The organism is Streptomyces sp. NPDC004788 (assembly GCF_053601115.1).
The window spans coordinates 1-11,683 of record NZ_JBSGBF010000015.1 but is presented as its reverse complement, the minus strand read 5'-3'; the positions used below and the strand labels follow the sequence as shown (position 1 = coordinate 11,683).

11 protein-coding genes are annotated in these 11,683 nt (G+C 73.2%); 6 read left to right on the top strand and 5 right to left on the bottom strand.

Going from position 1 to position 11,683, the window contains the following annotated elements; translation table 11 throughout:
- Positions 1 to 28 precede the first annotated feature (28 nt).
- The 3 genes from ACWEJX_RS09710 to ACWEJX_RS09700 are packed head-to-tail and all read left to right on the top strand — an operon-like array spanning position 29 to position 3,244.
- A complete protein-coding gene (locus ACWEJX_RS09710) occupies positions 29 to 1,342 on the top strand; it encodes a sensor histidine kinase (RefSeq protein WP_451606978.1) in 1,314 nt (437 codons plus the stop codon).
- Positions 1,339 to 2,001, top strand: a complete 663-nt coding sequence (locus tag ACWEJX_RS09705) for a response regulator (protein WP_451606977.1) — start codon at positions 1,339 to 1,341, stop codon at positions 1,999 to 2,001. The genes ACWEJX_RS09710 and ACWEJX_RS09705 overlap by 4 nt, the downstream gene beginning before the upstream one ends.
- A 40-nt stretch (positions 2,002 to 2,041) precedes the next feature.
- Positions 2,042 to 3,244 carry a cytochrome P450 gene (locus ACWEJX_RS09700; RefSeq protein WP_451606976.1) on the top strand — a complete coding sequence of 401 codons (1,203 nt, stop codon included), beginning with the start codon at positions 2,042 to 2,044 and terminating at the stop codon, positions 3,242 to 3,244.
- A 20-nt stretch (positions 3,245 to 3,264) separates the two neighbouring features.
- Here ACWEJX_RS09700 and ACWEJX_RS09695 read toward each other — a convergent pair whose 3' ends face one another.
- Entirely contained in the window at positions 3,265 to 4,128 is an 864-nt protein-coding gene (locus ACWEJX_RS09695; RefSeq protein ID WP_451606975.1) for an alpha/beta fold hydrolase, read from the bottom strand.
- A 129-nt stretch (positions 4,129 to 4,257) separates the two neighbouring features.
- Between ACWEJX_RS09695 and ACWEJX_RS09690 the strand changes: the two genes are divergently transcribed.
- Positions 4,258 to 4,710, top strand: a complete 453-nt coding sequence (locus tag ACWEJX_RS09690) for a MarR family winged helix-turn-helix transcriptional regulator (protein WP_451606974.1) — start codon at positions 4,258 to 4,260, stop codon at positions 4,708 to 4,710.
- Positions 4,711 to 4,778: 68 nt separating this feature from the next.
- Here the strand turns inward: ACWEJX_RS09690 and ACWEJX_RS09685 are convergent, their stop codons facing one another.
- Together ACWEJX_RS09685 and ACWEJX_RS09680 are read right to left on the bottom strand one after the other, a co-directional pair.
- Entirely contained in the window at positions 4,779 to 6,371 is a 1,593-nt protein-coding gene (locus ACWEJX_RS09685) for an ABC transporter permease (RefSeq protein WP_451606973.1), read from the bottom strand.
- Positions 6,368 to 7,261, bottom strand: a complete 894-nt coding sequence (locus ACWEJX_RS09680) for an ABC transporter ATP-binding protein (protein ID WP_451606972.1) — start codon at positions 7,259 to 7,261, stop codon at positions 6,368 to 6,370. Before ACWEJX_RS09680 ends, ACWEJX_RS09685 begins: the two co-directional genes overlap by 4 nt.
- 255 nt (positions 7,262 to 7,516) lie before the next feature.
- Between ACWEJX_RS09680 and ACWEJX_RS09675 the strand changes: the two genes are divergently transcribed.
- The gene (locus tag ACWEJX_RS09675) at positions 7,517 to 7,957 is read left to right on the top strand and encodes a GbsR/MarR family transcriptional regulator (protein ID WP_451607049.1); all 441 of its coding nucleotides are present in this window, start codon (positions 7,517 to 7,519) and stop codon (positions 7,955 to 7,957) included.
- A 45-nt stretch (positions 7,958 to 8,002) separates the two neighbouring features.
- On the opposite strand, the gene ACWEJX_RS09670 is transcribed toward ACWEJX_RS09675, so the two are convergent.
- Together ACWEJX_RS09670 and ACWEJX_RS09665 are read right to left on the bottom strand one after the other, a co-directional pair.
- Entirely contained in the window at positions 8,003 to 9,289 is a 1,287-nt protein-coding gene (locus ACWEJX_RS09670) for a hypothetical protein (protein ID WP_451606971.1), read from the bottom strand.
- A 44-nt stretch (positions 9,290 to 9,333) separates the two neighbouring features.
- Positions 9,334 to 10,149, bottom strand: coding sequence for a diacylglycerol kinase family protein (locus ACWEJX_RS09665; protein WP_451606970.1), 816 nt, complete (start codon positions 10,147 to 10,149; stop codon positions 9,334 to 9,336).
- Between the two features lie 143 nt (positions 10,150 to 10,292).
- Here ACWEJX_RS09665 and ACWEJX_RS09660 point away from each other — a divergent pair, with 143 nt between their 5' ends.
- Positions 10,293 to 11,576, top strand: coding sequence for an adenylosuccinate synthase (locus ACWEJX_RS09660; RefSeq protein WP_451606969.1), 1,284 nt, complete (start codon positions 10,293 to 10,295; stop codon positions 11,574 to 11,576).
- Positions 11,577 to 11,683: the final 107 nt, after the last annotated feature.

Genomic DNA, 11,683 nt, shown 5'->3' with positions numbered 1-11,683 from the left:
GCCCGCGCCCCACCCGTACGGTGGTCCGGTGACTTCGACCCGGACCCCCGAAACAAGCCGCAGCCCCGAGCTCCGCCTGACCCTGACGGCGCTCGGCGGTCTGCGCGCGGACCTCGTCACCGATGCCTTCGCCTACCGCCCGCTGCCCCGCATGGACGTGGAGCGCGGGCCGACCCGCTTCCTGCCGGAGCGGATACGGGCGCACGCGGGCCTGCTGCCGCACGCCGTCGTCGCGTTCACCGCGTTCTTCGTGTTCATGATGGGCTACCGGCGGGTCTTCGACGGGGTCGGCCCGATCGCGTTCGTCTACGCGTGCGTGCCGGCCGTGATCGTGCTCCTGACGCTCGTCCGTCCGGTCCTCGCGTTCTGGGCCTCGCTCGTCACCGCGCCCTTCATCGCCTACATGGGCGCGTACGGTGACGGCTGGCCCTGGGCGCCGAACTCGGTCCTCGCGCACCTCGCCGTCCTCGTCTTCGTCGCCCTGCGCACCCGCCCGCGCACCGCCGCGTGGATGTGGGTAGTCACCGCCGTGTACGCCGTGCTCGCCTCCGGGGCGCCCGGCGCCGCGTACGGCAACGACGGCCCGCAGGTCCTCTTCGTCGCCGCGCTGCTCCTGCTCGCCGTCTCGGTCCGCCAGGTCCGCCGCGAGGCGGCCCGCGAGGTCACCGCGCAGCAGTCGGTGACGGCGGTCGAGCGGTCGAAGCGGACGCTGCTCGAAGAGCGCACGACCATCGCCCGCGAGCTGCACGACGTCGTCGCGCACCACATGTCGGTGGTGGCGATCCAGGCCGAGGCCGCCCCGTACCGCGTGGAGAACCCGCCGCCGGAGCTGGAGCAGGCGTTCGTGACGATCCGTGAGAACGCGGTGGCCGCGCTGACCGAGCTGCGCCGCATCCTCGGGGTCGTACGGGCCGAGGACTACGAGGCGCCGGACGCGCCGCAGCCGACGCTCGCGGACCTGGACGGCCTGGCCGCCAACGTCCGGGAGGCCGGGCTCGACGTGGAGCGGACGGTGACGGGCGCGGTGCGCGAGCTGCCGCAGGGCGTGGAGCTGTCGGCGTACCGGATCGTGCAGGAGGCCCTGTCGAACGTGCTGCGGCACGCGCCGGGCGCCGCCGCGAAGGTGGAGCTGTCGTACGTCCTCGGCGGGCTCGGACTGCGGATCGCCAACGGCCCGGCGCGCGGTCTGGTCAAGCCGTCCCCGGGCGCCGGCCACGGCCTGACCGGCATGCGGGAGCGGGTGACCATGCTGAACGGCGAGATGACCGCCGAGGCGACCGCCGACGGCGGCTACGAGGTCACCGTCTTCATCCCCGTGCCCCGTGAGGAGCCCCAGCCGTGATCCGCGTCCTGATCGTCGACGACCAGATGATGGTCCGCGAGGGCTTCTCCGTCCTCCTGAACGCCATGCCGGACATCGAGGTCGTCGGCGAGGCCGTGAACGGCCGCGAGGCCGTCGCCCAGGTCGCCGCCCTCCGCCCCGACGTGGTCCTGATGGACATCCGCATGCCGGAGCTGAACGGCATCGACGCCACCCGCGAGATCGTCGCCGCCGACGCCGCCGCGAAGGTGCTCGTCCTGACCACCTTCGACCTGGACGAGTACGTGTACCAGGCGCTGCGCGCCGGAGCCTCCGGCTTCCTCCTCAAGGACGCCTCGGCGCGGCAGCTCGCGGAGGGCGTGCGGGTGGTCGCGGCCGGCGAGGCGCTGCTCGCGCCGACCGTGACGAAGCGGCTGATCAACGAGTTCGCGAAGTCGGCGGCGAGCGCGCCGCGACCGCCCGCGACGGCGCAGATCGGCGAGCTGACCGAGCGCGAGACGGAGGTCCTGGTGCTCATCGCGCAGGGCCTGTCGAACCAGGAGATCGCCGACCACCTCGTCGTCGCCGAGTCGACGATCAAGACGCATGTGAGCCGGATCCTGGTGAAGCTGGGCCTGCGGGACCGGACGCAGGCGGCCGTCTTCGCGTACGAGGCGAGGCTGGTGCAGGTCGGCGGCTAGCGGCGGTGATCAGCGGGTGATCAGCGGGTAGGGGAGGGGCATGGATTTCGACCCGTGGTCCCCGGAGTTCGTCGCCGACCCCTACCCGGCGTACGCGCGGCTGCGTGCCGCCGGCCGAGCCCACTGGTACGGCCCCACCCGGCAGTGGCTGATCCCGCACTACGAGGACGTGTCCGCGCTGCTCCGGGACCGCCGCCTGGGCCGTACCTACACCCATCGCTTCACGCACGAGGAGTTCGGCCGCCCGGCGCCGGACGCAGCCCACGAGCCGTTCCACACGCTCAACGACCACGGGCTGCTCGACCTGGAGGGCGCCGACCACACCCGGATCCGGCGGCTCGTGTCGAAGGCGTTCACGCCGAGGACGGTGGAGCGGCTCGCGCCGACCGTACGGCGCCTGGCCGGCGAGCTGGTCGGGGGACTGGTCGCGGACGGCGGCGGCGATCTGCTCGCGCGGGTCGCCGAGCCGCTGCCGGTGGCGGTGATCGCCGAGATGCTGGGCGTGACGGAGGACGACGAGGAACGGGCGCGGCTGCGGCCCTGGTCGGCGGACATCTGCGGGATGTTCGAGCTGAACCCGTCGGAGGAGACCGCCCGTCGGGCCGTCCGGGCCTCGATCGAGTTCTCCGACTACCTGCGGGAGTTGATCGCCCGGCGGCGGAAGGACCCGGGGGAGGATCTGATCTCGGGGCTGCTCGGTGTCGCGGAGTCGGCCGAAGGGGCGCTCACCGAGCAGGAGATGATCTCCACCTGCGTGCTGCTCCTCAACGCGGGCCACGAGGCGACCGTGAACGCCACGGTCAACGGCTGGTGGGCCCTGCTCAGCCGCGGGGTCCGCCCGGATCCGGCTCCCGAGGCTTTGTCCACAGCTGTGGACGAACTCCTGCGCTACGACACCCCGCTCCAGATGTTCGAGCGCTGGGTCCTCGACGACATCGAGCTCGGCGACGTCGTCATCCCGCGCGGCGCCGAGGTCGCCCTGCTCTTCGGCTCCGCGAACCGCGACCCCGCCCGCTTCGGCCCGGACGCCGGCAGGCTCGACCTCGCCCGCCCCGACAACCCGCACATCAGCTTCGGCGCCGGCATCCACTACTGCCTCGGCGCCCCGCTCGCCCGCCTCGAACTCACCGCTGTGTTCGGTGAGTTGCTGAGGCAGGCGCCACGGCTGCGGCTCGCCGCGGAGCCGGTGCGGAAGCCGGGCTACGTGATCCGGGGCTTCGAGGAGCTGCTGGTCGAGGTCTGACCGGCGCCGCGCGAACCGGCTCAGCACGCCCCCTCCAGGACCTGGCGGAGGCGGGCCGCGTATGCCTTCGGGTGGCTCGTGTTGCCGTTGTGGCCGCCCGGGAATTCCACCGGCTTGTGGCCGACGAGCTCGGCGAGGGAGACCGCGCAGGCGTGGTCGAAGACCGTGTGTGGGGTCGTGCGGCCGACGGCGGGGACTATGCGGGTGCCGGTGTTCGCCAGTGCGGTGGTGTCGAGCGTGTCGTGGACGACCGCAGTGAAGTCGTGGCGGATGAAGTGGTCGAAGTTGGCGATCCGCTGGGCGTTCATCGGCTGGGGCGTCAGGCCCGGCTCGGCGCCGGCGCCGGTGGGGTCGATGCCCAGGGTCCGGACGATCTCCGGCAGTACGGCGCCGAGACCTTCTTGGCGATACAGATCCTGGAGGGCGGTGAGCTCCCGCTCGTGCCGGGCGCGCTCCCGGTCGGGCAGCAGGCGCGGGGCGACGGGCTCGTGGGCGACGAGCGTGTGGACGAGTCCGGGGTGGCGCACGGCTGCGTGCAGCCCGATGACGGCTCCCAGGCTGCAGCCGAGCATGAGGGCGGGCGCGTCGGTGAGGGCGGCGAGGAGGTGCTGGACGTCGTCGGCGTGCTCGACGAGCGTCGCCCCGCGCTCCGGGGCGTCGAGCCGGCTGCGCGAGAGGCCGCGGCGGTCGTAGGTGATCACGCGGTAGGAGTGGGTGAGCCGGGCGACGAGGTCGGTGCTGCGGTCGGCGTCACCCTCCCCGCTCTGCGAGATCAGCAGCGTCGGGCCGGTGCCCCGGACCTGGTAGTACAGCACCGCCCCAGGAACGTCGAGTGTGCCGACGGTCGTGGTCGCGGCCTCGGTCATGGCCTCGGTCGTGGTCATGGTTCTCCCCCTTCGTGTGCGGCGGGCTTCGCGCCCGCCGGCCTCCTCGTCAACGTTATTCCATCCAACTCGATACATCAACCCCGATGTATCGGATGGGATGAATCGAGTTCGATGTATGTTGACGGGGTGAATGGAGCCGAACTCTTCCTGCTGGGCCGCCTCCTGATGAAGATCGGCGAGGACGCGCTGCCCGAGCCTCCCGGTGGCGAGGGCCGGTACGCCGGCAGCGCCCGGTTGGTCCTGATCGTCGCCGGCGACATCGCCGCCCACCCCGACAGCGCCGTCGGTGAGATCGCCGCCCGGACCGGTCTGCCGCAGAGCCAGGTGTCCACTGCCGTGGCCCGGCTGAAGGAGGCCGGATCGGTGCAGGCGGTGCCGGACCCCGCCGACCGGCGCCGGGTACTCGTGCGCCCGGCCGCGGAGGCGTCCGAGCGTGTGGCGGAGGTGCGGGCCACCCGGATCGAAGGCGCGCTCGCCGCGGCGCTGGGGTCCGACGACCCGCAGCGCCTGGGTGAGGTCACTCAGGCGCTGGAGGTACTGGCCCGCACGCTCATGCCCGAGTCCCCGGCCCGCTCCTGAGCCGTACGGCCTGCGCTCCTGACCCGCGTAGGCCCGTTGCCGGGCCGTGCGGGACGTACGGAACGACCTCAGCCCGCCATGTCCCGGCGGCGCAGCCCCGCCAGGCCCGCCGCGGTGAGCACCGTCGCCAGGGCCGTGAGGACGAGGACCGGCGTCCACGCCATGCCGCCGCCCGGCAGCTTCGGCAGATGCCCGAACGGGGACAGGTCCAGGGCGGCCTGCGGCAGGTCGAGCGCGGGCCCGATCCAGCCGAGGGCCAGGCACACCCCGGCCACGCCCCACGCGGCCGGGGCGGCCTTCGGGACCGCGCCCCACAGCAGCACCGCAAGCCCGGCGAGCGTCCACACGGCCGGGAGCTGGACGAGCGCCGCGCCCAGGATCGGGCCGAGCTCCCTGCCGTACGAGAGCGCGAGTCCGACCCCGCTCAGGAGCAGGATCAGCGCCGAACCGGCGAACGCGACCACCAGGTGCCCGGCCGCCCAGCGCAGCCGCCCGACGGGCGCGGCGAGCAGCGGTTCGGCGCGCTGCGAGGTCTCCTCGCCGTGCAGGCGCAGCACCGAACCGACCGCGAACAGCGCCGCGACCATGCCGAAGAGCCCGGCCATGGTGGCGAGGAAGGCGTCGGTGAGGACGCTCTGACCGCCCATCCGCTCGAAGATCTGCCGGGCCTGCTCGTTGTCGCCGACGATGTCGGCGGCGCCCTCGACCATCCCGCCGAAGACCAGTCCGCCGAGCAGGAAGCCGAGGGACCAGCCGAGCAGCGTGCCGCGCTGCAACCGCCAGGCCAGCGCGCCCGCCGTCGCGAGCCGTCCGTCGGCGGGTCCGGGCCGGGTGGGCAGGAAGCTCATGCCGACGTCGCGCCGGGCGGTCAGCCCGTACGCCAGGGCCGTCTGGACGAGGACGGCGGCGGCGATCAGCGCCGGTACCCACCACCGTTCCCCGTCCGCGTCGAAGGCGCGGACGTTCTCGGCCCAGCCGACGGGCGAGAGCCAGGTGAGGACGCTGTCGCCGTCGGCGGTGCCCGCGTCTCCGGCCGCCCGCAGGACGAAGGCGAGCCCGAGCAGCCCGGCCGTCAGCCCTTTGGCGAGCCGGGCGCTCTCGGTGAGCTGGGCGACGATCGCCGCCGTCGTCGCGAAGACCATGCCGGTCCCGCCGATGGCCAGGCCGAGCGCGAGGGCGCCGGCCGTGCCCTGCTTCGCCAGTCCGACCGTGACGATGAGCACCACGGCGGCGTTGGCGGTGAGCGCGGCGAGCAGCGCGGCCGTCAGCGGGGCCCGGCGGCCCACCGCGCCGGCGGACAGCAGCTCCTGACGGCCCGTCTCCTCCTCCTCGCGGGTGTGCCGGACGACGATGATCAGGCTCATCACGGCGGCGAGGACGGCCGCGAAGGTGCCGAAACGCCAGGCGACGAGACCGCCGAGGGAGTCGTCGAAGACCGGCCCGTAGAGCGAGCGCATCGAACTGTTCGCGGTCATCGACGCGGCGAGTTCGGCGCGCTGCGCGGCCGTCCCGTAGAGGCTCTGCAGCGAGCCCGCGCCGCTCGCCACCAGGCCGCCGGTGACCAGGGCCCAGACGGGCAGCATCAGCCGGTCGCGGCGCAGGGCGAGCCGGGTGAGGGTGGCGGTGCCCGCGAGGCTGACCCCAGTCGTGACGCCGCTCATGCCACTTCCTCCGCGGCGTAGTGGCGGAGGAACAGCTCCTCCAGGGTGGGCGGGGTGCTGGTGAGGCTCCGTACGCCGGACTCGGTGAGCGAGCGGAGGACGGCGTCGAGCTTGTCGGTGTCGACCTGGAGACGGATCCGCTGTCCCTGTACGTCGAGGCCGTGCACGCCCGGCAGGTGGGCCAGGCCGTTGGGCGGGCCCGCGAGTTCGGCGATCACGCTCGTACGGGTGAGGTGGCGCAGCTCGGCGAGCGAGCCGGACTCGACGGTGCGGCCCTTGCGGATGATGCTGACCCGGTCGCAGAGGGTCTCCACCTCGCTGAGGATGTGCGAGGAGAGGAGGACGGTCCGGCCGTGGGCGCGCGCCTCGGCGACGCACTCCTGGAACACCTCCTCCATCAGCGGGTCGAGCCCGGACGTCGGTTCGTCGAGCACGAGCAGGTCGACGTCGGAGGCGAAGGCCGCGACGAGGGCGACCTTCTGCCGGTTGCCCTTGGAGTACGTACGGCCCTTCTTCGTCGGGTCCAGTTCGAAGCGCTCGATCAGCTCGGCGCGCCGGGCCCGGTCGAGGCCGCCGCGCAGCCGCCCGTACAGGTCGATCACCTCGCCGCCGGAGAGGTTGCGCCAGAGCGTGACGTCACCGGGGACGTAGGCGATCCGCCGGTGCAGTTCGACGGCGTCGGCCCACGGGTCCCGGCCGAGGACGCGGGCGCCCCCGGAGTCGGCGCGCAGGAGCCCGAGGAGGACGCGGATGGTGGTGGACTTCCCGGAGCCGTTGGGGCCGAGGAAGCCGTGGACCTCACCGGTCTCGACGGTGAGGTCCAAGCCGTCCAGTGCGTGGGTGCGGCCGAACGACTTGTGGAGTCCGGCGACGCTGATTGCCTTCGTCATGCTTCAGAACGTACGCTGATTTCACAAACTTGTGAAGTTAAGGAACGACATAAACTTGGTCCCGTGAGCGAGGGGACGAGCGACGGGATGAGCGAGATGACGACGCCCGAGAGCAGGCCCGACGAGAGCAGGCCCGATGAGAGCAGGGCCGAGGCCGGCAGGGCCGGGGGCAGGGGCGGGCACAGCAGGGCCGGTGGCGGCGCGGCCGGTGACGACGAGGCGGTCTCCCGCTTCGTCGAGCGCTTCGCGGGCGAGATGACGGCGGCCGGTATGCAGCGCATGGCGAGCCGCGTCTTCGCGGCCCTGCTCGCCTCCGAGACGGCCTCGATGACCTCGGCCGAGCTCGCCGAACGGCTCCGGATCAGCCCGGCCGCCGTCTCCGGCGCGATCCGCTACCTCTCGCAGGTCAACATGGTCAGCCGGGAACGCGACCCCGGCACCCGCCGCGAGCGGTACGTGCTCCACAACGAGCTCTGGTACGAGACCTTCACCCGCCGCGACCAGGTCCTCACCCGCTGGGAGAAGGTTCTCGTCGAGGGCGCCGAGCTCCTGGGCCGCGACACCGCGGCGGGCCGCCGCACCGCCGAGACGGCCGAGTTCTTCGCGTTCCTGCACGGCGAGATGGCCGGGATCATGGACCGCTGGCGGGCCCACAAGGACGCCGAGAAGGCGGCGGAGAGGGTGGCCAGAGGCTGATGGAGAGGGCGGCGGACAGGGGAGAGGCGAAGGCGTCCGGGGCGGTTATCCCAGCGGAATGAGCGAGGCCGTTGGCGCCATCACCTCGGCGAACCTCTCCGTCTCCGCATCCAGGTACGCCTCCATGGGCCACAGCGCCCGGCCGTCCACCCACGGGACGACGACCGGCCGCCCGGTGGCGGACCGGTCCAGCCAGCCCCGCAGCTCCACCTCGCCGACGGGCGCGTCCGGGACGTCCACCGCCCGCAGCGGCAGCACCCCCTGGGGACGGGCGTCCGGCCCGCCGCCCGCGGGGAAGACCACGAGGAGCGGCCCGTTTCCGCGAGGGGTGCGCAGGAGCACGTACCGCTTCGGTACGAGGGCGGGGGCGGCCGCCGCGCGGGCGAAGAGGGCCGCGATGTGCCGGCCGGACGTCAGGAACCGGTAGCCGTACCAGCCGACCCCGACCAGCGCGATCGCCCCGGTCACCACGGGTTTGAAGGTCGGCTGGACCCACCACAGGGCGCCCATGGCGAGCGCCAGCAGCGCACTCAGCGCGATGGACGGCAGTCCGGACAGCCTCCGCAGACTGCGCACCCGCCACCACGGCACGCTCCGCGCGTCCGCCTCGGGGCGGCGGCGCCGGGGCTTCTTCCCGGAGGCGGTCTTCGGCGTCCAGGCGTACGGGGCGAGCAGGCCGTACGTGAGGTCGGAGGGCCTGGCCGTCGCGCGCACCGGGACCGGGACCGGGACCGGCGTCACGCCCTGCGGCTGGGACGGGACCGGCCGGACGAGCAGCCCGTCTTCGGCCGCGCGCCGGACGAGGCTGCGCCGGGCGTTCCGGCGCAGCACCGGCACCGCCCAGACCAGGGTGCCGCCACCCGGCTGGGCGAGCACCCCGCCGCGCGCCCGGTCGCCGCACCACCAGAGCACGCCGGTCGGGCCGGGCTGCGCCAGGTAGTGGCGCTGCTGGGCCGCGCGCAGGGTCAGCGGCCACGTCTCGCCGGTGGTCGGGTCGGTCAGGACCACGGTCGTCGGGTGCAGCCGCCCGCGCGGAGGTACCAGATCGGCCGGGTGGGCGGACCAGGGCCGGGCGGCCAGGACGCGGCGCATGCGGCGGGCGGTGACGAGGGTGCCGAGACCGACGGCGGCGACGAGCACGCCGAGCGTGAGGAGCCCGGGCCCCACCTGCTCGCTCCACACGCCGTCCGCCGACGCGGCGACCGTCCCTGCCCCGGCCACGGCCGCGACGACCCCGCCGGCCACCCAGCCGCGCGCCTGCGCCCCGTACCGGTCCAGCGCCGTCGCCGTCGCCGGCACGTCGAGCGCTCTCGCGCCCCCCGCCTCGTCCACGAAATCCCCCTGCAGATCGGTCCCCTGAGCCCCCCCGGAGGAGCCTAGACCCGCTCCGCCGGCACCGTCAGGCCCCAGGCCCCCTCCCGTACCGTCCAGGTCCGGCGGCGCACCGGCCCCGCGACCGCCGTGTCGGCGCGGTAACGGAAATCGGGGCCGGTGACGGTGAGGGTGCGGGCGGTGGTGTGCAGGGCCGGGGCGCCGGCCGGGATCAGGGTCAGCGCGGCCCGGCCGTCCACGGCGCGGGCCGTGAGGCACTCGACCGGGGTGCCGACGTCGCAGAGCAGCTCGCCGTCCGCCTCGATCCGCAGCCGGTGGGTGCGGACCGCGAGGGCCGTCGGGGCGGGCCGGACCAGGGTGCGGACGAGGGAGCGGCAGGTGTCCCAGACGGTGGGCGGCGCGGGCGCCGGCTCCCGGGCGGCGGGCACGTCGAGCCTGGTGAGGACGACGCCGTCGCTGTCGTCGACCAGCAGGTCGAGGCGGCGTACGGTCCCGTCGAGGACCGCCCGGGCGGCGGCGACCGTGTCGTGCGGCACGCCCAGCGCGCGGGCCGTCTCCAGCCCCTCGGGCGCGCCGATCGGGACCATCGCGACGGCGGTCGTGGACGCCGCGCCGCTCGGGTCCCGCTCGCGCTGGAGGAGGGTCACGGTGCGCAGCAGGGTGCGGTCGTCGCCGAGGACGACGGGGCGCCGGGAGCCGCGCCTGGACAGGGCCCGGGAGAATTCCTCCGCGGTGTCCGGCAGACAGATCTTCGCTTCCGCGCCCGCGGACAGCACATCTTTCGCGATCCGTACGGACTCGCCGTCCATTCGGCGGGCGACCGGGTCGACGATGACCAGCAGGTGGTCGTGATCCGACACCTCGGTCCTTCCTCGGGTAGTCTCTTTGTGCAAGAGCCCCTTGCGCTATTGCGCCAGGGGCTTCGTCTATTCCGGGGCACACCGGTGAGGCGGCGTCGGCCCCCTGACCTTGGTCTTGCCCCGCCCGGAAGGGGTGTACGCCTGTGCCCGCACTTGTGCTGCTCGGTGCTCAGTGGGGTGACGAGGGCAAGGGAAAGGCCACCGACCTGCTCGGTGGTTCCGTTGATTATGTGGTGCGCTACCAGGGCGGCAACAACGCCGGCCACACGGTCGTCGTAGGCGACCAGAAGTACGCGCTGCACCTCCTCCCCTCCGGCATCCTCTCCCCGGGATGCACCCCGGTCATCGGAAACGGCGTCGTCGTCGACCCGGCGGTCCTGCTCTCCGAGCTGAGCGGGCTGAACGAGCGCGGCGTCGACACCTCCAAGCTCCTGATCAGCGGCAACGCCCACCTGATCACGCCGTACAACGTCACCCTCGACAAGGTGACGGAACGGTTCCTCGGCAAGCGCAAGATCGGCACGACCGGCCGTGGCATCGGCCCGACGTACGCCGACAAGATCAACCGCGTCGGCATCCGGGTCCAGGACCTGTACGACGAGTCGATCCTCACCCAGAAGGTCGAGGCGGCACTCGAGGGCAAGAACCAGCTGCTCGCGAAGCTCTACAACCGCCGCGCCATCGAGGCCGCGCAGATCGTCGAGGAGATGCTCCAGTACGCGGAGCAGATCAAGCCGTTCGTCGCGGACACCACGCTGATCCTCAACCAGGCGCTCGACGACGACAAGGTCGTGCTCTTCGAGGGCGGCCAGGGCACCCTGCTCGACGTCGACCACGGCACGTACCCCTTCGTCACCTCCTCGAACCCGACCGCCGGCGGCGCCTGCACCGGCGCCGGCGTGGGCCCGACGAAGATCAGCCGCGTCATCGGCATCCTCAAGGCGTACACGACCCGCGTCGGCGCCGGCCCGTTCCCGACCGAGCTCTTCGACGAGGACGGCGAGGCCCTGCGCCGCATCGGTGGCGAGCGCGGTGTCACCACCGGCCGCGACCGCCGCTGCGGCTGGTTCGACGCGGTCATCGCCCGCTACGCGACCCGCGTCAACGGCCTGACCGACTTCTTCCTGACCAAGCTCGACGTGCTGACCGGCTGGGAGCAGATCCCGGTCTGCGTCGCGTACGAGATCGACGGCAAGCGCGTCGAGGAGCTGCCGTACTCGCAGACCGACTTCCACCACGCGAAGCCGATCTACGAGATGCTCCCGGGCTGGTCCGAGGACATCACCAAGGCCAAGACCTTCGCCGACCTGCCGAAGAACGCGCAGGCGTACGTGAAGGCCCTGGAGGACATGTCCGGCGCCCCGATCTCCGCGATCGGCGTGGGCCCGGGCCGCGACGAGACGATCGAGATCAACTCGTTCCTGTAGGCACGCGGAAGGGGCCCGCTCCCCGGTTCGGAAGAACCGGAACCACAGTGACGCTGCTCGCCGGCGTGGCCGGGATGGCGATGGCCGCCCTCTCCGGCTGCGTCGCC

Coding starts and splice junctions, on each gene's coding strand:
- ACWEJX_RS09700 (WP_451606976.1), top strand. CDS start 2,042: ATGGATTTCGACCCGTGGTCCCCGGAGTTCGTCGCCGACCCCTACCCG.
- ACWEJX_RS09695 (WP_451606975.1), bottom strand. CDS start 4,128: ATGACCACGACCGAGGCCATGACCGAGGCCGCGACCACGACCGTCGGC.
- ACWEJX_RS09685 (WP_451606973.1), bottom strand. CDS start 6,371: ATGAGCGGCGTCACGACTGGGGTCAGCCTCGCGGGCACCGCCACCCTC.
- ACWEJX_RS09680 (WP_451606972.1), bottom strand. CDS start 7,261: ATGACGAAGGCAATCAGCGTCGCCGGACTCCACAAGTCGTTCGGCCGC.
- ACWEJX_RS09675 (WP_451607049.1), top strand. CDS start 7,517: ATGACGGCGGCCGGTATGCAGCGCATGGCGAGCCGCGTCTTCGCGGCC.